Source organism: Microbacterium testaceum (assembly GCF_003075375.1).
Taxonomy (GTDB): domain Bacteria; phylum Actinomycetota; class Actinomycetes; order Actinomycetales; family Microbacteriaceae; genus Microbacterium; species Microbacterium testaceum_E.
This window is the reverse complement of record NZ_QDFT01000013.1, coordinates 58,748-79,996: the sequence shown is the minus strand read 5'-3', so window position 1 is coordinate 79,996 and position 21,249 is coordinate 58,748. Positions and strand designations below refer to the sequence as shown.

18 protein-coding genes are annotated in these 21,249 nt (G+C 69.9%); 8 read left to right on the top strand and 10 right to left on the bottom strand.

What is annotated here, in order from left to right; translation table 11 throughout:
* The 4 genes from DC432_RS07415 to DC432_RS07400 form a co-directional block, all read left to right on the top strand.
* The coding region (locus DC432_RS07415; RefSeq protein ID WP_133177902.1) for a carbohydrate ABC transporter permease at positions 1-918 on the top strand (918 nt) is incomplete at its 5' end.
* Positions 915-1,823, top strand: a complete 909-nt coding sequence (locus DC432_RS07410) for a carbohydrate ABC transporter permease (RefSeq protein ID WP_116537320.1) — start codon at positions 915-917, stop codon at positions 1,821-1,823. The genes DC432_RS07415 and DC432_RS07410, both read left to right, overlap by 4 nt.
* Before the next feature lie 29 nt (positions 1,824-1,852).
* Entirely contained in the window at positions 1,853-3,307 is a 1,455-nt protein-coding gene (locus DC432_RS07405) for a glycoside hydrolase family 1 protein (RefSeq protein ID WP_116537319.1), read from the top strand.
* A gap of 30 nt (positions 3,308-3,337) precedes the next feature.
* On the top strand, positions 3,338-4,351 hold the full coding sequence (locus DC432_RS07400; protein WP_116537318.1) for a LacI family DNA-binding transcriptional regulator: 1,014 nt from the start codon (positions 3,338-3,340) through the stop codon (positions 4,349-4,351).
* Between the two features lie 113 nt (positions 4,352-4,464).
* On the opposite strand, the gene nhaA is transcribed toward DC432_RS07400, so the two are convergent.
* The 9 genes from nhaA to DC432_RS07355 form a co-directional block, all read right to left on the bottom strand.
* Complete coding sequence (nhaA, locus tag DC432_RS07395; protein ID WP_116537317.1) at positions 4,465-5,796, bottom strand: Na+/H+ antiporter NhaA; 1,332 nt, start codon at positions 5,794-5,796, stop codon at positions 4,465-4,467.
* A 138-nt stretch (positions 5,797-5,934) separates the two neighbouring features.
* Positions 5,935-6,906, bottom strand: coding sequence for a glycoside hydrolase family 68 protein (locus tag DC432_RS07390; protein ID WP_116537316.1), 972 nt, complete (start codon positions 6,904-6,906; stop codon positions 5,935-5,937).
* Between the two features lies 1 nt (position 6,907).
* Positions 6,908-7,846, bottom strand: coding sequence for a PfkB family carbohydrate kinase (locus DC432_RS07385; RefSeq protein ID WP_116537315.1), 939 nt, complete (start codon positions 7,844-7,846; stop codon positions 6,908-6,910).
* On the bottom strand, positions 7,843-8,796 hold the full coding sequence (locus DC432_RS07380; protein WP_116537314.1) for a carbohydrate ABC transporter permease: 954 nt from the start codon (positions 8,794-8,796) through the stop codon (positions 7,843-7,845). Before DC432_RS07380 ends, DC432_RS07385 begins: the two co-directional genes overlap by 4 nt.
* A 1-nt stretch (position 8,797) precedes the next feature.
* Positions 8,798-9,739, bottom strand: coding sequence for a carbohydrate ABC transporter permease (locus tag DC432_RS07375; RefSeq protein WP_116537313.1), 942 nt, complete (start codon positions 9,737-9,739; stop codon positions 8,798-8,800).
* A 63-nt stretch (positions 9,740-9,802) separates the two neighbouring features.
* Positions 9,803-11,095 (bottom strand): sugar ABC transporter substrate-binding protein, encoded by a 1,293-nt coding sequence (locus DC432_RS07370; RefSeq protein WP_243393064.1) that lies wholly within the window; start codon positions 11,093-11,095, stop codon positions 9,803-9,805.
* 61 nt (positions 11,096-11,156) lie between these two features.
* Positions 11,157-12,209 carry a LacI family DNA-binding transcriptional regulator gene (locus tag DC432_RS07365; protein ID WP_116537311.1) on the bottom strand — a complete coding sequence of 351 codons (1,053 nt, stop codon included), beginning with the start codon at positions 12,207-12,209 and terminating at the stop codon, positions 11,157-11,159.
* 620 nt (positions 12,210-12,829) lie between these two features.
* A complete protein-coding gene (locus DC432_RS07360) occupies positions 12,830-14,170 on the bottom strand; it encodes a uracil-xanthine permease family protein (protein WP_116537310.1) in 1,341 nt (446 codons plus the stop codon).
* 130 nt (positions 14,171-14,300) lie between these two features.
* Positions 14,301-15,230 carry a phosphoribosylaminoimidazolesuccinocarboxamide synthase gene (locus tag DC432_RS07355; protein ID WP_116537309.1) on the bottom strand — a complete coding sequence of 310 codons (930 nt, stop codon included), beginning with the start codon at positions 15,228-15,230 and terminating at the stop codon, positions 14,301-14,303.
* 111 nt (positions 15,231-15,341) lie between these two features.
* On the opposite strand from DC432_RS07355, the gene DC432_RS07350 reads away from it, so the two are divergent.
* Positions 15,342-17,063 (top strand): BCCT family transporter, encoded by a 1,722-nt coding sequence (locus DC432_RS07350; protein ID WP_116537308.1) that lies wholly within the window; start codon positions 15,342-15,344, stop codon positions 17,061-17,063.
* An 8-nt stretch (positions 17,064-17,071) separates the two neighbouring features.
* On the opposite strand, the gene DC432_RS07345 is transcribed toward DC432_RS07350, so the two are convergent.
* Positions 17,072-18,238: an ROK family protein gene (locus tag DC432_RS07345; protein ID WP_116537307.1), complete on the bottom strand. Its 1,167-nt coding sequence runs from the start codon at positions 18,236-18,238 to the stop codon at positions 17,072-17,074.
* A gap of 137 nt (positions 18,239-18,375) precedes the next feature.
* Between DC432_RS07345 and DC432_RS07340 the strand changes: the two genes are divergently transcribed.
* The 3 genes from DC432_RS07340 to DC432_RS07330 all read left to right on the top strand — a co-directional run bounded on the left by DC432_RS07340 (position 18,376) and on the right by DC432_RS07330 (position 21,246).
* On the top strand, positions 18,376-19,410 hold the full coding sequence (locus DC432_RS07340) for a sugar ABC transporter substrate-binding protein (protein ID WP_108317899.1): 1,035 nt from the start codon (positions 18,376-18,378) through the stop codon (positions 19,408-19,410).
* 76 nt (positions 19,411-19,486) lie between these two features.
* Positions 19,487-20,482: an ABC transporter permease gene (locus DC432_RS07335; RefSeq protein WP_116537306.1), complete on the top strand. Its 996-nt coding sequence runs from the start codon at positions 19,487-19,489 to the stop codon at positions 20,480-20,482.
* A complete protein-coding gene (locus DC432_RS07330; RefSeq protein WP_108317897.1) occupies positions 20,479-21,246 on the top strand; it encodes an ATP-binding cassette domain-containing protein in 768 nt (255 codons plus the stop codon). Before DC432_RS07335 ends, DC432_RS07330 begins: the two co-directional genes overlap by 4 nt.
* The last annotated feature ends 3 nt before the right edge of the window (positions 21,247-21,249 follow it).

Sequence of the window (21,249 nt, the reverse complement as noted above, 5' to 3'; positions counted from 1 at the left end):
GTCCGCAACTCCGGCGAGTTCATCGGCTTCGACCAGTACGCGTGGGTGCTCTCGCAGCCCAAGTTCTGGATCGCCCTGCGCAACACCTTCAGCATCTTCCTGCTCTCGAGCGTCCCGCAGCTGATCATCGCGATCTTCATCGCCGCGATGCTCGACCAGAACATCCGCGCCAAGACCTTCTGGCGCATGAGCGTGCTGATCCCGTACGTGATGGCCCCCGTGGCCGTCGCCCTGATCTTCAGCAACATGTTCGGCGACCAGTACGGCGTCGTGAACACCACGCTGCAGAACCTCGGGCTGCCCGCGGTGCCGTGGCACTCCGACGCCTTCGCCAGCCACATCGCCATCGCCACGATGGTCAACTTCCGCTGGACGGGCTACAACACCCTCATCCTCCTCGCCGCGATGCAGGCCATCCCGCGCGAGTACTACGAGGCGGCCACCGTCGATGGGGCCGGCAAGATCCGCCAGTTCTTCTCGATCACCCTGCCGAGCCTCAAGCCGACGCTGATCTTCGTCATCATCACCGCCACCATCGGCGGCCTGCAGATCTTCGACGAGCCGCGCATGTACGACCAGTACGGCACGGGTGGCGCCGACAACCAGTGGCTGACCGTCACGCTCTGGCTCTACAACGTCGGATGGGGCGAGTGGAACTTCGGCCGGGCCGCCGCGCTCGCGTGGATCCTGTTCCTCATCATCCTGGCGATCGGGGCGATCAACATGGTGGTCACCCGCTCGCTCGTCCGCGACGACGGCACGCGCGATCCCCGCACCCGTCGCGAGCGCCGCGCTCGGGCGCGGGCGGCACGGGAACGACTGCGGACGGATGCCACGGCCCCCGCCCGTGACCGACACGACACCCTGAGGGCCGCCGCCGCACGCGCGACCGCCGCCGGAGAGGAGACGACGCGATGACCGTCGCAGGCGCAGCCCCCATCCCCCTCGCGGAGGTCGGCATCCCGGCCGAACCGCGCCGTCGCCGCCCGCGTCCCGTGCGCGGATCGCGCCCCGGCTGGATCGTGTACGCCAGCCTCGGCGCCGTGCTGCTGGCCAGCGTGTTCCCGTTCTACTGGTCGCTGCTGATCGGCTCGGGCGACTCCTCCACCATCCGCGACGCCAACCGCTCGTGGATCCCCGGCGGGAATTTCTTCGCCAACGCCGCCGCCGTGATCGGCGACCCCGCGGTCAACTTTTGGCCCGCGCTGCTCAACTCGATCATCAGCTCGGGGCTGATCGCGGCATCCGTCGTCTTCTTCTCGACCCTCGCGGGCTGGGCGTTCGCGAAGCTGCGGTTCCGCGGTGGTCCGTGGCTGCTGGTCTTCGTCGTGGGCACGATGGCCGTGCCGATGCAGCTGGGCGTGGTGCCCCTGTACATCCTGTTCAGCGAGCTGGGCTGGACCGGTCAGCTGGGCGCCATCATCATCCCCGCTCTCACCAGCGCGTTCGGGGTGTTCTGGATGACGCAGTACCTGCGACAGTCGGTTCCCGACGAGCTGATCGAGGCCGCGCGGGTCGACGGGGCGAGCTCGTTCCGCACCTTCCTCACCGTGGGGGTGCCCGCCGCCCGGCCCGCCGCGGCCATGCTGGGCCTGTTCACCTTCGTCAGCGCGTGGAACAACTTCTTCTGGCCGTTCATCGTGCTCGACCGCCAGAACCCGACGCTGCCGGTGGCCCTGTCGCTGCTGCAGTCCAACTACTTCGTCGACTACTCGATCGTCCTCGCGGGCGTGCTGCTGTCGACGATTCCGCTGCTGCTGCTGTTCGTCTTCGCGGGCAAGCAGCTGGTCAGTGGCATCATGCAAGGGGCGGTCAAGGGATGACCCTCGCGCCCACGGAAGGAACCCGATCCATGTCCACCACCCGCTCGTTCCCCGACGGCTTCCTCTTCGGCGCCGCGACCGCGGCCTACCAGATCGAGGGGGCCGCCTTCGAAGACGGTCGCACCGCTTCGATCTGGGACGCGTTCAGCCGCGTGCCCGACGCCGTCATCAACGCCGACAACGGCGACGTCGCCTGCGACCACTACCACCGCTACGCCGGCGACGTGCAGCTGATGAAGCGCCTGGGGCTGCAGACCTATCGCTTCTCGACGTCGTGGTCGCGCGTGCGCCCCGACGGCGGCGCGCTCAACCCGAAGGGCGTGGACTTCTACAAGCGCCTCGTCGACGAGCTGCTGGATGCCGGCATCCTGCCCTGGCTGACGCTGTACCACTGGGACCTGCCGCAGGCGCTGCAGGACCGCGGCGGGTGGACCGTGCGCGAGACGAGCGACCTCTTCACCGAGTACGCGCTCGACATGCACGACGCCCTCGGCGACCGCGTCGACGTGTGGACCACGCTGAACGAGCCGTGGTGCTCGTCGTTCCTCAGCTACACGGCGGGCGCCCACGCCCCCGGGCACTACTCGCAGGCCGAGGGCATGCTCGCCGCGCACCACCTGCTGCTCGGGCACGGCCAGACCGTGCGTGAGCTGCGCGCGCGCGACAGCTCGCTCAACCTGGGCCTGACCCTGAACCTCACGGTGGCGGATGCCGTCGACCCGGCGAACCCGGCCGACAGCGACGCCGCGCGTCGCATCGACGGCCAGTTCAACCGGTGGTTCCTCGACCCGGTGTTCCGCGGGTCGTACCCGGCCGACATCGTCGAGGACTTCCGCTCCGCCGACGCCGAGGCGGTGGACCGCTGGCACGAGGCCGTGCGTCCCGGCGACCTCGAGGTCATCTCGACGCCCATCGACTCGCTGGGCGTGAACTACTACCACGGTGAGCTCGTCGGCGGGACGGCGCCCGACGTCGACCCGCCGGCGGGCGACGCGCCCACCACGCGCCCGATCGGCAAGCCCTTCCCCGCGCACGAGAACCTCTACTGGCACGACCGCGGACTCTCGCGCACCAACATGGGGTGGGAGGTGCAGCCCGAGGGGCTCACGCGCCTGCTGCGGCGGGTGAGCGAGGAGTACTCCGCCGAGGCGGGGGTGGCGCTGTACGTCACCGAGAACGGGGCCTCGTACGACGACGAGGTGGTCGTCGAGGACGGCGAGACCCGCGTCCACGACGCGGATCGCGTGGAGTTCGTCGAGGCGCACCTGGGTGCGGTGCTGGATGCCGTCGACCACGGCGTCGACGTGCGCGGCTACTTCTACTGGTCGCTGATGGACAACTTCGAGTGGGCCTGGGGATACGCCAAGCGCTTCGGCATCGTCTACGTCGACTACGCCACGCAGGAGCGGACCCTGAAGGACTCGGGTCGGCAGTACGCTCGCATCATCGCCGAGCGTGCGCTGACCGTCGTTCCCGCGGTCTAGGCCCTCGGCGTCGGGCCCGAGGAGGTAGTGATGGAGCTCGCACCCGCGCGCGGAACCACCACGATCGAAGAGGTCGCCGCCCGGGCCGGTGTCTCGCGCTCGACGGTGTCACGCGTCGTGAACGGGTCCACCGCCGTCTCCCCGTCCGCCCTCGAGGCCGTGCGCCGCGCGATCGACGAGCTGCAGTACGTCCCCAATCGCGCGGCGCGCTCCCTGGCGAGCCGGCAGACGCGGGCGATCGCCCTGGTGATCCCGGAGCAGACCGACCGGTTCTTCGGCGATCCGTTCTTCGCCTCGATCGTCGCGGGTATCAGCGAGGTGGTCGGCGAGTCCGACTACATCATGAACATGCTGATCGCGAGCGACGACGCCAGCGCGAAAGCGCTCGCGTACCTGCGGGGCGGCAGTGTGGACGGCGCGATCGTGGCGTCGCACCACACCAGCGACACCTTCCTCGACCGCGTCGCCGACGTGGTGCCCGTCGTGTACGGCGGGCGCCCCAACCGCGTGCGCGCCGACGACTATTACGTCGACGTCGACAACGTCGAGGGCGGACGTACCGCCACCGCCTATCTGCTCGCCCGCGGACACCGCCGAATCGGCACGATCTCGGGTCCGTCGGACATGCCCGCCGGCATCGACCGCCTGCAGGGGTTCCGCGATGCGATGGCCGACGCGGGGCTCGAGCCCGCGGTGGTCGAGAACGGCGACTTCACCGAGATGGGCGGGGCGCTGGCGATGAACCGCATCCTCTCGGCCGGCGTCGACCTCGACGCCGTCTTCGTCGCGAGCGACCTCATGGCGCGCGGCGCGTACGCGGCGCTGCGTGAGAAGGGCGTCGAGCCCGGTCGCGACATCGCCGTGATGGGCTTCGACGACTCCGCGGTCTCGACGGCGTTGACCCCGGCGCTCACCACCGTGCGTCAGCCGTCGCTCACGCAGGGGCGGCACATGGCATCCGTTCTTCTCGACATCCTCGCGGGGCGACCCGCGGCGCACGCCACGATCCTGCCCACCGAGGTCATCGAGCGCGGCTCGGCCTGACCCGCGCCGGGCCCCTCGGCGTCACGAGAACAGGGGATGTCACCAGAACAGGCCCTCGGCGCCCGGATCCGCCTGTTCTCGGCGCCGCAGCCTGTTCCGGTGACGCCACGGGCTCAGCGCGCGTCGGGAAGCGGCTGCTGGTACACGTCCGGCACGTCGTCGCCGTCGGCATCCACTTCTTCGGCGAGAGCGAGCTGCTTGTAGCGACGATTGCGCACCAGCAGCACGCTCGCCGCGAAGACGGATGCCAGCAGCGAGGCCGCCATGATCGCGATCTTCGCGTCGTCGGTGTGGGGGGAGCCCGCGGGGAAGCTGAGCTCGGCGATCAGCAGCGAGACGGTGAAACCGATGCCCGCGAGCAGGCCGACCCCGGCGAGGTCGATCCACTTGAGCGCCGGATCGAGACGCACCTTGGTGACCAGGGTGAGCAGGCGGACTCCGAGCAGGATGCCGACCGGCTTTCCGAGCACGAGTCCGGCGACGACGCCGATGGTCACGGGGTCCATGAGGGCCCGCACGACGCCCTCGCCCCCGCCGACCGCGACGCCCGCCGCGAAGAAGGCGAAGATCGGCACGGCGATGCCGCTCGACAGCGGGCGGAAGCGGTGCTCGAACTGCTCGGCGAGGTCCATGCCGTGGTGCTCGGGCTGACGCTTCGACGCCGCGACGGGGATCGTGAAGGCGAGAGCGACGCCGGCGATCGTGGCGTGCACGCCCGAGGCGTGCAGGAACGCCCACGCGGCGAAGCCGATCGGCAGCAGCACGACCCATGCACCCCAGGCGTTGCGCGCGAACCAGGCGCGGGCGCGGTGGGCGATGACGCCGTAGACGACGACCAGCAGCGCGAAGACGGCGAGGGGGACGAGCGAGATGTCGGTGGTGTAGAAGATCGCGATGATGGCGATGGCGATCAGGTCGTCGACCACGGCGAGGGTGAGCAGGAAGATGCGCAGGGGGCCGGGCAGGTGCGATCCGACCAGGGCGAGCACGGCGACGGCGAACGCGATGTCGGTGGCCGTGGGGATCGCCCAGCCGGCCAGCAAGCTCGGCTGCGTGTGCACGATCGCGACGTAGATCAGGGCGGGCACGGCCACGCCCGCGAAGGCCGCGGTGACGGGCACGATGGCGGTCTCGAAGCGGCGCAGGCTGCCGACGACGATCTCGCGCTTGAGCTCGAGGCCGACCATGAAGAAGAAGACGGCGAGCAGGCCGTCGGCCGCCCACGACCCGACGCTCAGCTCGAGATGCCACGGCTCGTACCCGAACCGGAAGTCGCGCAGCGCGAAGTAGGAGTCCGCCGCGGGGGAGTTCGCCCAGATGATCGCCGCGATCGCGGCGACCACCAGCAGCATCCCGCCGACGGATTCGCGACGCAGCAGCGTCGTGACGCGGTGGACTTCGCGGTAGCCGGGCCAGCTCGGCGCGCGGGTGGTGTCGTGGCTCATGAGGCCTCCTCAGGGGTCGATCGACAGAATGTCGACCAGACTTCCCGACGCACCAACCTCCATTCTATCGCGCCGCTCTTGCGTGAACGCCGAACGCGCACGCCCCCCAACGAGCGTGCGCGTTCGACGGTCGGTCAATCAGGCCGACACGGTCGCGGGCTGCTTCACCACCAGGCGGTCGCCGTCCCAGCCGACGGGCAGGGGGTCGGTGATGCCGCCGACGAACGTGCCGTCGGGACCGACGTTGCGGAAGGCGAGCAGCTGCCACGCGCCCGCGCGATCCTGGATCAGACGGCCGACGTACAGGTCGTCGTCGGTGATCGGTGTGGCGGCCTCGATGTCGAACGGGCCGAGCACGTCGTCGGCGGGGACCGCCCACACCGCGCCGCGCGGGTGGCGCTCGCGCACGGCATCCGTCGCCTGAGCGGGCATGCACGAGAACAGCAGCACCGCGCGACCGTCGACCTGTTCGACCTGGGTCACCTCGAGCTGACCGAAGCCCTGCTCGGTGGGCGCGCTCACGGGGGCCTGCAGCTCCCACGTCTCGAGGTCGGGCGAGGTCGCGTGCGCCACGACGCCGCGGCCGTTCAGCGGACCGTGCGTCGCCCGGGCGGTGACGTACATGTGCCAGCCGTCGCCGGCCGGGTCGGCGAACACCCACGGGTCGCGGAAGGCCTCGTCGTGCCACTCGGTGTTCGCGAGACGCTCGTACACCTCGCCGTCGGCTTCGAGGACCGGGTTCGCCGTGTTCTTGTGCCACGTGTACAGGTCGGAGCTGGTGGCGTAGCCGACCCGCTGCACGTTGCGCCCGTCCTCGGCGAGACGCGAGCCCGTGTAGAAGAGGAACCACGTGCCGTCGGCGCGTCGCACGGTCGAGCCCGTCCAGGTGGCGAGGGCGTCGAAGTCGTCGGCTCCGCCGCGGACGAGGGCATCGGCGACGCGCTCCCACGACACCAGATCGGTCGAGACGGCGTGGCCGACGGACGCCCGGTAGTGGCGGTCCTCGGGGTCGTGCAGCGCGCGCGAGGCGTAGAGGAAGAACAGGTGATAGCGGTCGCCGTCGTCGGCGAACCAGAAATCCCACACGTAGGAATCGGCGAGGTCGAACACGTCAGGCACTCTCTTTCACGGCAGCATCGCGCTGCAGGTCGTCTCGGGTCGGGGGGTCCATCCCCTCGCGCCCGACCGTGATGGCGGCGGCCGCCGCGGCGCGGTCGAGCAGGGGGCGGAGGGTGTCGGCATTCGCGGAGCGCACGCTCTCGCGGAGCGCCGCGGTATCGCCGGCGAGATTCAGGACGCCGTCCAGCAGCGCGCCCATGAAGGTGTCGCCGGCGCCGACGGTGTCGACCACGCGGGTGGGCACCGCCGGGACCTCGACGCTCGCTCGCGCGGTGACGGCGAGGGAACCGGCATCCCCGTCGGTGATGACGACGAGTCCGGCGCCCAGGGCGATCCATTCGCGGGCGACGTCGACCGCGGCGACACCGGCAGAGAGCCAGGCGACGTCTTCGGCGCTCGCCTTGACGATGTCGCTCACCGCAACGAGCGCCTCGACCCGCGCCCGTGCGTCGGCGACCCCGCCGGTCAGGGCCGGGCGGATGTTGGGGTCGTAGCTGATGAGGGCCGTCGGACGCGCCCGCTCGGCAGCGGCGCGCACCTCGTCGGCGCCGGGCGCGAGCGTCGAGGCGACCGACCCGGTGTGGAAGATGCGCGCGGTCGGCACCTCGACGGGGGCCGGCAGGGTCCAGTCGATGTCGAAGACGTACGTGGCGTCGCCGCGCGCATCGATCGTCGCGGTGGCCGTGGCGGTGCGGACGGGCCTGCCCGCGGAGTGCAGGGCGACCCCGGATGCCGACAGCCAGTCCTCGAGGACGCGCCCGCGCTCGTCGTCGCCGACGCGCGCCACCAGGGCGGCCGCGCGGCCCAGTCGCCCCAGGGCGACGGCGACGTTGGCGGGGCTCCCGCCGGGGCGCTCGGCCGCCCCGGCGGAAGTGGTGACGATGTCGATGAGTGCTTCTCCGAGCACGACGACATCGAGCGGTGCGCTCATCCCTTGACCCCCGAGGCGGCGATGCTGCTGACGAACGCGCGCTGGAAGACCAGGAACACGATCAGCACGGGGAGGGTGATGAGCGAGGTGTAGGCCATGACCTCACCCCAGGCGGTGTTGAGCTGGAAGAAGTACTGCATGCCGACCATGACGGGACGCAGGTTCTCTTTCTGCACGACCATGAGGGGCCAGAGGTACTGGTTCCACGCGGGGAGGAAGGTGAGGATCGCCACGGTGGCGAACGCCGGTCCCGACAGTGGCACGATGATGCGCCGGTAGATGGTGAACCAGCTCGCGCCGTCGATGCGCGCGGCCTCGTCGAGCGACTGCGGGATCGTGGAGAAGTACTGCGCGAAGAGGAAGATCGAGAACGCGTTCGCGATGAACGGCACGATCTGCACCTGGTAGGTGTTCAGCCAGCCGAAGTCGTACTTGAGCACCCCGCCCTCCATGACGAGGGTCGGCAGCTGGTTGACCCAGTAGACCATCGGCACCGCGATCGTCTCGAACGGGACGATGAGCGTCGCGATGATCAGCGCGAGCACGACGACGCGGCCCTTCCACCGCAGGCGCGACAGGGCGAACCCGGCGAGCGAGTTGATGATCAACCCGAGCCCCACGGTGAGCACCGTCACCAGGATCGAGTTGAAGAGGAACTGTCCGACGGGAACACGGTCGAACACGCCGAAGTAGTTGTCGAGGCTGATGTCGCCGGTGGGCAGGAACGCCGCGGGCGAGTTGATGTCGCGCAGGATCTGGGCGTCGGGCTTGAGGCTCGACACGAACATGAACACCAGCGGGAAGAGGAAGAACACCGCGAGGATCGACATCGCCACGTAGGTGAGGATGCGGCCGCGCCGCCCCTCGGACGAGCGGGTGCGCTGCCGCGCGGGCGGGGTCTGACGCGCGGGGCGCGCGGCGCGCCGGGGGCGCTCGAGGATGCCGGTCATGTCAGTTCTTCTCTCGGGTCAACCAGCGCTGGATGAGCGCGATGATCAGCACGGCCACGAAGAACAGGAGCGAGATCGCGGCGGCGTAGCCGATCTCCTGCTGCTCGTAGCCCTTGCGCACCGCATGGAACACGACGGTCGACGTCGAGTTGAGGGGACCGCCCTGCGTCATCACGTCGACCTGGACGAAGAGGCCGAGGGCGGCGATCGTGATCGTGACGAGGACGAACACCATGGTCGGACGCAGGCCCGGCCAGGTGACGTTGGTGAACTGGCGCCAGCGGCTCGCGCCGTCCATCCGTGCCGCCTCGTAGAGCTCCTCGGGGATGGTCTGCAGCCCCGCGAGCCAGATGATCATGTGGAAGCCGACGGCCTGCCAGATCGACAGCACGATGATCGCCCCGAGCGCCGTGCTCGGGTCGTTCAGCCAGTCGGCGCCCTTCAACGCCCCGAAGGTGACGGCGTCGATCATCGAGTTGATCAGCCCGTCGCTCTGATACATGAAGCGCCAGAGGATCGACACCACGACGATCGAAGTGACCACGGGGATGAAGAAGACCACCCGGAAGAACGTCGTGCCGCGCAGGCGCTGGTTGACCAGCACCGCGAGGAACAGGCCCAAGCCGGCCTGGACCGGCACGACGACCAGCGCGAAGAGGAAGGTGTTCAACGCCGACTGCAGGAAGACCGGGTCGGCCGTGAACGCGCGGAAGAAGTTGTCGAGACCGACGAAGCGCGGCGGGTTCGGCGAGATCAGGCGGGCGTTCGTGAACGACAGCGTGAACGCCAGCAGGACGGGGACGATGAGGAAGAGCAGGAGCAGGACGGCGGCGGGGGCCATCATCGCCAGGCCCGCCCACGTCTCGCGTCCGCGCGAGGAGCGGAAGCGGCTGAGGGATCGGCGCGGCTGCTTCGCCGCGGCGACCGGAGGAGACACGGTCATCAGGTTCTTCTTTCGCGGGTCGCGGTGGGGGTCCGAAGCGGACCCCCACCGCTGGGCGCGGCGTTACTTCGCGCCGTAGCCGTCGTTGGACTCGATGTTGGTGTCGATCTCGGTGACCGCGGCATCCAGGGCCGACTGCACGTCGGCGCCGTTCATGATGTCCTTGGCCGCCGTCTCGAACGTGGTCGAGATCACCGCGTAGGCGGGGGTCTCGGGGCGCAGCACGGCGTACTCCTTCGAGAACTCCGCGAACGGACGCAGGGCGCCGTCGGTGGAGTTGAAGTACTTGGACGCCTCGGTGGCCGCCTCGGTGGCGGGGATCACGAGCTGCTCGTCGGCGAACTGCGTGATGTACTTGTCGTCGAAGCTGAACTCGAGGTACTGGCGAGCGCCGTCGGCATCCGCGCAGGACGACGAGATGCCCCACTGCCACGAACCGCCACCGATCTTGGGGCCGTTGCCGAGGTTCGGCGGGGGCAGGATCAGCAGGTCGTCACCGACGGCATCCACCGCGGCCAGGCCGTTCCAGACGCCGGTGTAGCTCAGGGCCACCTTGCCGTCGACGAACTCCTGGTTGCCCACGGTGCCGCCGCTGTTGGCGTACCCCTTCTTGAAGAGGTCCTGGAACCAGGTGCCCCACTTCACGGCATCCGGTCCGTTCAGGGTGCCGTCGGCCGACAGCATCGTCGAGCGGTCGATCAGGTCACCGCCGAAGCTCTGCAGGAACGGCGAGTAGGCGTAGGGCCACCACTCGCCCTTGTCCTCGGCGCCGATGTCGATGGGGGTGTCGTAGCCCGCGGCCTTGAGGGTCGCCAGCGCCTGGTCGAACTCGGACTCGCTCCACGGCTGTTCGGTGCTCGGGATGCGGATGCCGTTGGCATCCAGCACCGACTTGCGCGCGAAGATGCCGAGGGCAGCGTCCCAGTACCCCGCGGAGTAGATCTCGCCGTTGTACTTTCCGACCGCGGTCGGGAGCAGCTTGTCGGTGATGTCGCTGGAGATGTTCAGCGGCTGCAGGTAGTTGGCCCACGCCCAGTTGGGCATGATCGGGCCGTCGAGGTCGAGCAGGCAGGGCAGGTCTCCGGACGCGGCCGCGGCGACGATCGCGTCGTTGTACGCGCCCTGCGGGAACGACTCGGTCTTGACCTCGTACTTGTCCTGCGAGGCGTTGAAGTCGCTGATGATCTTCTCGTAGACGGCGAGCTCGGCGGGGTTTCCGGCCGAGTGCGTCCACATGGTCAGGACGGTGCGACCGTCTTCGGTCGTCGTGCTGCCCTGGCCGGCCTGACCGCAGCCGGTCATGACCAGCGCGGCAGCGACGCCCATCGCGGCGAGCGGGATGAAGGACTTCTTCATCGTGTTCCTTTCGGTGTACGACGACATCGCTGTCGCCATCGTGAGGGGACGCCGGGTGGCGTCAGTCCGCGGCCCGGGGTTCCCGCGCGCTGCCGAGGTGCGCGGGAGGACCGACGGAAGCCCGACGAACGATCGGGCAGTCCATGAGGTGGGGGGAGGAGGGGTCCGCCTCGCGGAGGCCGAGGGCGACCTCCATGGCCCAGCGGCCCATGGCCGCGTGGGGGAGCGAGACGGTGGTCAGCGGGGGATCGAGCTCGGCCGCGACCAGCTGCTGGTCGTCGTAACCGACGATCGACAGGTCTTCGGGAATCCGGATGCCGTGACGGTGCGCCCACATCACGACGCCGGCCGCGATGCGGTCGTTGAAGGCGAAGATGCCCGTGGGACGCTGCTCTTCCGGCAGGGCGAACAGCTCGGTGACGGCGCGCTGGCCGCCGGCTGCTGACGTGGGCGCGTAGACGTGCAGCGCGGGATCGGGGGTGATGCCCGCCTCGCTCAGGACGTCGCTGTACCCCTGCAGGCGCAGCTGGGCGGCGACGGGGCGGTCGTCGTCGCCGTCGTCGATGTACGCGATGCGGCGGTGTCCCGCGTCGAGGAGCTCCTGCGCGGCGGCGCGGCCCCCGGCGTAGTCGTCGGGCACGACAGCGGGGTAGCCGCCGCCGTCGGGGCGGCAGTCGAGGAACACCGTTCCGGCCGGGAGCCCCGCGGGGGCGGGCAGGACCCGGTGGTACATCGAGGCGTAGACCATGCCGTCGACGCGGTGGTTGACGAGGGTCGAGATCGCGTCGGACTCGATCTCGGGGTGGCCGTCGGTGTCGACGAGGATGACGAGACGCTCGTTCTCGCGCGCCACCTCTTGCGCGCCGGCGAGCATGCGGCCGGCGAAGGGGGTCGTGGCGATGCGGTCCGATACGAGGCCGATGGTGCCGGTGACGCGAGTGCGCAGGCTCCGGGCGATCGGGTTGGGCGAGTAGCCGACCTCGTCGGCGACCCGGCGCACGCGCTCCTTGGTCTCGTCGGAGATGCGGGACTCGGCGTCGTTGAGCACGAGCGAGACGGTCGCGGGAGAGACGCCCGCCGCTTTCGCGACGTCGGCGAGACGCACTCGAGTCATCGCTCCACCCTCCGTTGGATAATCGATTTACCTTGCTGATAAACCGATTTATCAGCGACCGAGATCAGTGTGAGGTCTGGGGTGCTGCGGTGTCAAGTAACGGTCGGGTCACGACAGGCGTCGCCCGTCGGGGCGTGGCAGTCCGCGCCGTGTGCGTTCGCGCCGCGCTGGTCCGGGCCACGTCCTTGCGCGGCGTGCCCGTGCCCGAGCCCGTGCCCGCCCGCGCCGCACTGTGCCGCACCTCGCTGTGCCGTGCTGAGCCCGTCCACGCCGTGCCGCGCGGTGCCTTCCCCGTCTGGGCGGGTCGCGGCATCCCGTGTCCGGGGGCTCCGCCGGCCGCGACATCACGTGAAACGGACGTACGCACATGACCTTGCGTGTGCGTTCGTCCACTTCACGTGATCTCGCCGGGGCGGGGCGGGCCGGGCCGGCGTGCGGATGCCGTCGGCGTAACGCCGCGCGGGTGGCGGCGCGTCGGGTTCGAAGCCCGCGGGGTCCGCCGGGCGGGCGCCGAGACCGCACGCACCGGACGAGACCGCACGCGAGTGTCGTCACGGGCGTGCGGTCTCGGCGGACGGGTGCGGTCTCGGCACCCGCCCGCCCGGCGGCCGGCCCCGGCGTCAGGCGGGGTCGCCGCCGAGCGGGCCGACCGCGGGGATGGGGCCGCCGTCGTCCGCGCCGGTCCGGCGGGCGCGGGCGATCGCGTTGCCGAGGTGGTAGATCACCAGGGCGGCGACCGAGCCGAGCACGATCGCGCCGAGCTGGAAGTCGCCCCACTGCATCGTGAACCCGGCGATCGCCAGCACGAGGGCGACGGCGCCCGTGTACTGGTTGACCGGGCGCGAGAAGTCCACGCGGTTGTCGACCCAGATCTTTATGCCGATGATGCCGATCAGGCCGTACAGCGCGGTGGTCACACCGCCGAGCACCCCCGGCGGGATCGTGTTGAACACCGCGCCGACCTTGGGCGACAGGCTCAGCACGATCGCGGTCAGACCGGCGACCCAGTACACCGCCGTGGAGTACACGCGGGTCGCGGCCATGACGCCGATGTTCTCGCCGTAGGTGGTCGTGCCCGAGCCGCCGAAGGCTCCCGCGAGCGTCGTGGCGGCGCCGTCGGCGATGAGGGCGCGGCCCGTGGAGCGGTTGGCCGTGGCATCCGTCATCGCCGCGACACCGCGCACGTGCCCGACGCTCTCGGCCACGAGCACCAGGACGACGGGCAGGAACATCGCAATCACCGACCACGTGCCGGCCGACGCGAAGTCGGGGAATCGGAACTCGGGCAGGCCGACCCACGGGGCCGCCTCGACCGCCGCGAAGTCGATGAGCGTCTCACCCGTCGACAGCTGGATGACGACGGTGGCGACGTAGCCGACGATGACGCCGAGGAAGATCGAGATCCGTCCCAGGAACCCGCGGAACAGCACGCTGAAGAGGATGACGGCGACGAGCGTGATCGTTCCCGGCAGCGGCTGCACCTGGAAGTTCGACCACGCCACCGGCGCGAGGTTGAAGCCGATCAGCGCGACGATCGCGCCCGCGACCACGGGCGGCATGACCTTGTCGACCCACCCGAGGCCGGCGAACTGCACGACGAAGCCGATCGCCATGAGCAGCACACCCACGGCGACGATGCCCGCCAGGGCGGAGCCCCCGGTCGCGTCCATCGTCGTGGCGGCGGTGATGGGCGCGATGAACGCGAACGACGACCCGAGGTAGCTGGGGAGGCGGTTGCGCGTCACGAGCAGGAAGAGCAGCGTGCCCACACCCGAGAACAGCAGCGTCGTCGACACCGGGAACCCGGTGAGCACCGGCACCAGGAAGGTGGCGCCGAACATCGCGATGACGTGCTGCAGGCCGATCGCGATCGTCGCACCCCAGTTGAGTCGTTCGCCCGGGGCGACGACCGCCCCCGGTGCGACGGTGCGCCCATCGCCGTGCATTTTCCAGCGGAACATGTGTCTCCTCGAGGGGGATGGATGCCGAGACCGCACGCGTCTGCTGAGAGCGCAGGCCCTCGTCGTTAGAAACGTGCTGTTTCGGCGAGCGGGTGCGGTTTCGCCGTCAGATGGTGAGAGGGTCGTGCGGTCAGGCGGTGAGCAGGCGCAGCAGGGTCGCGTAGCGCTCGCGCGTGCGCTCGACGATCTCGGCGGGCAGCGCGGGCGGCTCGCCGGTCTTGTCCCAGTGCGCCGCGAGCCAGTCGCGGACGATCTGCTTGTCGAAGCTCGCCATGCGCTCGGCCGGGGTGGTGCCGGTACGCCAGGACTCGGCATCCCAGTATCGGGACGAGTCCGAGGTGAGCACCTCGTCGGCCAGCGTCAGCACGCCCTCGGCGTCGAAGCCGAACTCGAACTTCGTGTCGGCCAGGATCAGGCCGTGCGCCTCGGCGGTGGCGGCGGCGCGGCGGTAGATCTCGAGCGAGAGGTCTCGCAGCGCGGTGGCCGTCTCGGCGCCGACCAGTTCGACGGAGCGTTCGAAGGTGATGTTCTCGTCGTGCTCGCCCATCGGCGCCTTGAACGCCGGCGTGTAGAGCGGCTCCGGCAGGCGGTCGCCGTCGCTGAGCCCCTCGGGGAGCGGGATGCCGCACACCGTGCCCGACACGCGATACTCGGCCCACCCCGAACCGGTCAGGTAGCCGCGCACGACGCACTCGATCGGCTGCATGTCGAGCGAGCGCACGAGCATCGCCCGCCCCTGCACGGCATCCGGGATCACCGAGATCGCGTCGTCCGAGGCGAGCACGTGGTCGGGCGCGAGGTGGTTGGGGATGCCCGGACCGCCGTCGGCTCCCGCGAGCTGATCGAACCACCACAGACTCAGCGTGGTCAGCAGTTCGCCTTTGTCCGGGATGCCGGGGGCCAGCACGTGGTCGAAGGCGCTGACGCGGTCGCTGGCCACCACGAGCAACCGCGCGGGGGCCGCGTCGTCGGCGGTGTCGGCGGGCACGTAGAGGTCGCGAACCTTGCCGGAGTAGACGTGTCGCCAACCGGGGAGCTCGAGCGGGGGAGCGGAGGTCACCCGCTCATTATCGCGGGTGCGCGCGGGCGGCGCGGGCGCGGATTCTGTCACAGGCGGCTTCGCGGCGCCTGCCCCCGGGGCGCGCGCGGGGCCCTGGCTAGCCTGGAACGTATGACCGAGGCAGCCCCCGACACCGCGGCATCCGTCGATCCCCACGCGGGGAGCCGCCATCAGACCATCCGCGGCTGGGTCTTCTGGCCCGCCGCCGCGATCGCGCTCGCGTTCATCGCCTTCGCGCTGTTCTTCCCCGCGGCGGCCGAAGCCACCTTCGACGCGGTGCAGACGACGATCGTGTCGACCTTCAACTGGTACTACGTGCTGATCGCGGCGTTCTTCGTCGTGTTCGCCCTGGCGATGGGCTTCAGCCGGTTCGGCAACATCAAGCTCGGCCAGGACGACGACGAGCCCGAGTTCTCGACGATCTCGTGGTTCTCGCTGCTGTTCGCCGCGGGAATGGGCATCGGCCTGGTGTTCTACGGGGTGAGCGAACCGCTCAGCCACTTCATCTCACCGCGTCCCGGAGTGACCGGCACCCCCGCCGAGCTCGCGCAGCAGGCGATGTCGCAGACGTTCCTGCACTGGGGCGTGCACGCGTGGTCGATCTACGTCGTGCTGGGTCTCGCCCTCGCCTACGCCTTCCACCGTCGCAAGCGTCCGCGCACCATCCGCTGGGCGCTCGAGCCGATCCTCGGCGCCCGTCTCGTCCAGGGCGGCTGGGGCAACGCCGTCGACGTGGCGGCCCTCGTGGGCACGCTGTTCGGTGTGGCGACCTCGCTGGGGCTCGGCGTCATCCAGATCAGCGCCGGACTCGACTTCCTCGGCGTCGTGCCGCCGTCGATCATCAGCCAGGCGATCATCATCGGCATCATCACGGGCTTCGTGCTGTTCTCGCTGCTCTCGGGCGTGGGCAAGGGCATGAAGTGGCTGTCCAACATCAACCTCGTGCTCGCGGGGCTGCTCATGCTGTTCCTGCTCTTCGTCGGGCCCACCGAGTTCCTGCTGCGCGACGTCGTGCAGTCCATCGGAAATTACATCCAGAGCTTCGTGGGGCTGTCGTTCACGGTCAGCGCCTACGCCGGCGACGACGGCGTGGCGTGGCAGGGCGCGTGGACGGCGTTCTACTGGGGCTGGTGGATCTCGTGGGCGCCCTTCGTGGGCATCTTCATCGCGCGCATCTCGCGCGGCCGGACGGTGCGCGAGTTCGTGGTCGGCGTGATCCTGGTGCCCACGCTCGTCGGCATCCTGTGGTTCACCGTCCTCGGTGGCACCGCGATCTACGGCGAGCTGACCGGGACGGCGTCCCTCGCCGGTCCCGACGGATCGGTCGACGTGTCGACGGCGCTGTTCCAGATGCTCGAGGGGGTGCCCGGCTCGGCGGTGCTGATCGTGGGCTTCCTCATCTTGATCGCCGTGTTCTTCGTCACCTCGGCCGACTCGGGTGCCCTGGTGATGAGCATGATCGCGACCGGCGGCGAAGAGGAACCGAAGAACTGGGTGCGCGTCTTCTTCGCTCTGGCCACCGCGGTCATCGCCTTCGCCCTGTTGATCGCGGGCGGGCTCACCGCCCTGCAGACCGCGGCGATCAGCATCGCGCTGCCCTTCAGCCTGGTGCTGCTGGCCATCTGCTGGGCGACCGTCACCGCGTTCCGCCGCGAGATGAAGGCCTACGACAAGGCCGAGCGTGCGCAGCTGCGCGATGCGATCGGCGAGCACTACGGCCTCGAGGTCGAAGAGGCGAACCAGCGCGGCATCTTCGGCCTGCCGGCGCGGTGGCGGCAGCGTCGGTCGGTGCCGGCGGAGCCGACGGTCGCGTCCACGCCCGAGAAGGGCTGAGTCGCGGGTCAGACCGGGGCGGTCGCGCGCTTGAGGATCTCGTCGAGCGAGGCTGGTCGCAGGATCGCGTCGCTCGAGATGAGTGCGAGGCCGATGACCCCGGCCAGGGCGCCCAGGTCGGAGCGCGCGATCACCAGGTCGCGCGTCACCAGCGGTGTCGCGCGCTGGTAGACGCGTTCCCGGATGCCGGACATCAGCACCTCGTCGCACTCGGCGAGCTGGCCCGAGAGCGCGATGGCGCGCGGGTTGAGGATGCTGACGAGGTCGGCGATCGCGTCGCCGATCACGCGTCCGGCGCCGCGGACCCGACGCACGGCGTCGATGTCGCCCCTCTGCACCAGCTCGACGATGTCGCGGACGCCGTGGACCGTCAGCCCCGCCTGGTCGAGCTCGCGTTCGATCGCCCATCCGCCGGCGTAGGCCTCGACGCAGTCGAAGCTCCCGCATCGGCACTCGCGCGCGGGCGACTCCACGATCACCGCGCGCGTGTGACCGATGTCGCCCGCCGCACCCTTGTCGCCGCGGATGATCTGGCCGTTGAAGACCAGCCCGGCGCCGATGCCCGTTCCGAGCTTGAGGGCGATGACGTTGTCGAGGCGGTGGTGCCGGGCCTCGGCGACCGCGCGGGCGTTGGCATCGTTCTCGACGATGACGGGCGCGGCGTAGGCCGGGGAGAACCACCCCGCGATGTCGAAGCGATCCCACCCGGTCATGATCGGAGGGTTCACGACGCGGTGCGCGGCGAACTCGACCGGTCCGGGGACGCCGATGGCGATGGCCCAAACGTCGGCGTCGGGGCGCAGTGATCGGAAGGCCTCGAGGATCGCGCCGAGGACGGGCTCCGGGCCCTCCCACACGTCGATGGCGACCTCGGTCTGCGCCAGGGGGGTTCCGCTCAGGTCGCAGGCCGCGGCGGTGAAGCCGGTCGCGCCGATGTCGGCGCACAGGATCACGGCGCGGTCGGCGCGGAAGGCGAACCGGCTCGACGGGCGCCCGCCGGTGGACTCTCCGCCCTCGAGGGGTTGCAGCAGCCCCGCGGCGGTGAGCGCGGCGAGACGCTGGTTGATGGTCGATCGCGACAATCCGGACAGCGTGATGACGTCGGTGCGACTGAGCGACCCATGCTCGCGGAAGAGTCCGAGCACGTCGCTCTCGTGCGATCCCAGCTCCGTCATCGCGTCACCTCCTCGTCAGCGTGATCACATCGTAACGGAAACCTCAAAGATCCCCATCTTTTGTGTTGTGAGTAATCGAAAGGGGCGCTACATTGACGTTACCGGCACGCAGTGGTGCCCTGATTCGAAGGACAGAGATGTTCCGCACCAACGCTCAGAAGCGCCGCCTCATCTTCCTGGCCGCGCCTGCTGCGGCCCTCGCGATCTCCCTCGCGGGATGTTCGTCCCCCGCCGCCTCCACGGCCGGCGGCTCCGGCTCGTCGTCGATCGCCGCCGTCATCAAGGGACTCGACAACCCGTTCTTCCAGGCGATGCAGGACGGCATCACCGACACCGCCTCGACCGACGGCGTGAACGTCTCGGTGCAGGCGGCCGCCGACACGGCGGACACCACCGGTCAGGCCGACAAGCTGACGACCCTGGCCGGCCAGGACATGGGCTGCTTCATCATCAACCCCATCAGCGGCACGAACCTCGTCCAGGCGCTCGCGCCCATCGCCGCGAAGGGCACCCCGGTCGTCAACATCGACCAGCCCCTCGACGCCGACGCCGCCTCCGCCGCCGGCGTCACCCCCGCCACCTACATCGGCACCGACAACGAGGCGGCCGGCGGCAAGGCCGGCGAGTTCGTCGCGGGCAAGGTCGCCGCGGGCGCCAAGGTCGCCATCATCGGCGGCGTCGCGGGCAACGTCACCAGCGCGGCGCGCATCGACGGCTTCAAGGCCGCGGCGAGCGGCCTCGAGGTCGTCCAGGAGGAAGCCGCCGACTGGAAGCGCGAGCTCGCCCTGACCAAGGCCACCGACATCATCGCCGCCAACCCCGACATCGCGGCGTTCTTCGCGGCCAACGACGACATGGGCCTCGGCATCGTCAAGGCCGTCGAGAACGCCGGCAAGACGGGCCAGATCGTCGTCGTCAGCGTCGACGGCAACAAGGACGCGCTCGAGTCGGTGGCCGCGGGCGGACTGTCCGCGACCGTCGCGCAGTACCCGTTCGCGATCGGACAGCTGGGTGTGCAGGCGTGCGAGGTCGCCGTCAAGGGCGGCACGCTCCCCTCCAACGTGGAGTCCCCGACCGCCCTGGTCACCGAGCAGAACGCCTCGGACGCCATCGCGAAGTTCCCGCAGCCGTTCGAGGAGTTCACCAACCCCCTCGCCGACCTGCTCGGCTGACACCGGCCGACACGCCGGGGCGGAGCGCGCTCCGCCCCGGCTCCCCTTCCCCTTCTTCGAGAAAGTCCGCTCCGTCATGACAACTCCGTTGAGAACGACGACGCTCGACGTTCCCCCCTCCCGCTTCGCGGCGCTGGGACGGGACGCGCGCAGTCTCAGCTTCTGGGCAGAGAACGCCGCCCCCGTCGGGCTCGTCCTCCTCGTGATCGTCTTCGCGATCCTGAGCCCCTCCTTCCTCACTCTCGGCAACATCCAGGCCATGCTCATCGCCTCGGCGATCCTGGTGATCCTGGCGGTCGCGCAGGCCTTCGTCATCACCACGGGCGGCATCGACCTGTCGATCTCGGCCACCATGACGCTCGGCGCGGTCGGCTTCGGTCTCGCGTGGCAGGCCGGTCTGGGCTTCTGGCTGTCGGCCGTCATCGCGATCGTCGCGTCGGGCCTCGTCGGCGTGGCCAATGGTCTGCTCATCGCCACCGGCAAGGTCACCGACTTCATCGCCACCCTCGGAACGCTCTCGGTCGCGACGGGCCTGGCGCTCATCCTCACCCAGGGCAAGCCGATCTCGTTCACCAGCCCCGAGCTGCTGCGCCTCACCGCCGGCTCGATCGGCATCTTCGGCTTCCCGTTCCTCATCGCGGTCGTGATCGCCGTCGTCTTCGGCGTCGTGATGTTCCGCACCCGGTTCGGACTGCACGTGCAGGCCATCGGCGGCAGCGAAGAGGCGGCCGTCGCCAACGGCATCAACGCGGCGCGCGTGCGGATTGCGGTGTACGTGCTCGCGGCGATGCTCGCGGGCTTGGCATCCATCCTCCTCGTCGCCCGCATCGGTGCCGCCGAACCCGCCATCAACACGCAGTACCTGCTCAACTCGATCGCCGCCGTCGTCCTGGGCGGTGTCGCCCTCACCGGCGGCCGCGGGAAGATCGTCGGCCCCGTCCTGGGTGCGCTGCTGCTCACCGCCCTCAGCAACGGACTGACGCTCGTCGGAGTGTCGCAGTTCTACCAGCCGCTCGCCGTCGGTCTCGTCGTCGTACTCGCCGCCCTTCTCACGAGGTTCCAGAAGAAATGACCACTGACATCCCGGGCGGAAACGACATCGTCCTCTCCGCCGAGAACATCACCAAGTCCTTCGGCGGCGTCCACGCCCTGCGCGGCGCCTCGATGACCATGCGGCGCGGCGAGGTCACGGCCCTCATCGGCGACAACGGCGCCGGCAAGTCGACGCTCGTGCGGTGCCTCTCCGGCATCCATCGCCCCGACTCCGGCACCATCACGCTCGACGGCCGCGACGTCCACCTCGACACCCCGCTCGCCGCGCGCGAGCACGGAATAGAGACCGTGCAGCAGAACCTGGCCCTGGTCGAGGATCTGACCGTCTGGCAGAACTTCTTCCTCGGGCGCGAGAAGACGACGGGTTTCGGCCCCTTCCGCTTCCTCGACCGCAAGGCCATGCGCGCCACCGCGCAAGAACTCGTCTCGGACCTCGCGGTCAACGTGCCGCCGGTCACCAGTCGGGTGCGACGCCTGTCGGGCGGGCAGCGCCAGGCCGTGTCGATCGCGCGTGCGGCCGGCTGGGGAGGGTCCATCGTCATCATGGACGAGCCCACCGCTGCCCTGGGCGTGCAGGAGACCGCGCGCGTGGAGGGCATCATCCGCAAGCTCAAGGAACAGGGCGTCGCGGTGCTGCTCATCAGCCACAACTTCGACCAGGTGCTGCGCCTGTCGGATCACGTGTGGGTCATGCGCGGCGGTCTGGCCGTCGCCGAACGTCGTGCCGCCGAAACCGACGGCGACGAGCTCGTCGCGCTCATCACCGGCGCCAAGGCCGCCTGAGAC

Coding starts and splice junctions, on each gene's coding strand:
- DC432_RS07410 (WP_116537320.1), top strand. CDS start 915: ATGACCGTCGCAGGCGCAGCCCCCATCCCCCTCGCGGAGGTCGGCATC.
- DC432_RS07405 (WP_116537319.1), top strand. CDS start 1,853: ATGTCCACCACCCGCTCGTTCCCCGACGGCTTCCTCTTCGGCGCCGCG.
- DC432_RS07400 (WP_116537318.1), top strand. CDS start 3,338: ATGGAGCTCGCACCCGCGCGCGGAACCACCACGATCGAAGAGGTCGCC.
- nhaA (WP_116537317.1), bottom strand. CDS start 5,796: ATGAGCCACGACACCACCCGCGCGCCGAGCTGGCCCGGCTACCGCGAA.
- DC432_RS07385 (WP_116537315.1), bottom strand. CDS start 7,846: ATGAGCGCACCGCTCGATGTCGTCGTGCTCGGAGAAGCACTCATCGAC.
- DC432_RS07380 (WP_116537314.1), bottom strand. CDS start 8,796: ATGACCGGCATCCTCGAGCGCCCCCGGCGCGCCGCGCGCCCCGCGCGT.
- DC432_RS07375 (WP_116537313.1), bottom strand. CDS start 9,739: ATGACCGTGTCTCCTCCGGTCGCCGCGGCGAAGCAGCCGCGCCGATCC.
- DC432_RS07370 (WP_243393064.1), bottom strand. CDS start 11,095: ATGAAGAAGTCCTTCATCCCGCTCGCCGCGATGGGCGTCGCTGCCGCG.
- DC432_RS07365 (WP_116537311.1), bottom strand. CDS start 12,209: ATGACTCGAGTGCGTCTCGCCGACGTCGCGAAAGCGGCGGGCGTCTCT.
- DC432_RS07360 (WP_116537310.1), bottom strand. CDS start 14,170: ATGTTCCGCTGGAAAATGCACGGCGATGGGCGCACCGTCGCACCGGGG.
- DC432_RS07350 (WP_116537308.1), top strand. CDS start 15,342: ATGACCGAGGCAGCCCCCGACACCGCGGCATCCGTCGATCCCCACGCG.
- DC432_RS07345 (WP_116537307.1), bottom strand. CDS start 18,238: ATGACGGAGCTGGGATCGCACGAGAGCGACGTGCTCGGACTCTTCCGC.
- DC432_RS07340 (WP_108317899.1), top strand. CDS start 18,376: ATGTTCCGCACCAACGCTCAGAAGCGCCGCCTCATCTTCCTGGCCGCG.
- DC432_RS07335 (WP_116537306.1), top strand. CDS start 19,487: ATGACAACTCCGTTGAGAACGACGACGCTCGACGTTCCCCCCTCCCGC.
- DC432_RS07330 (WP_108317897.1), top strand. CDS start 20,479: ATGACCACTGACATCCCGGGCGGAAACGACATCGTCCTCTCCGCCGAG.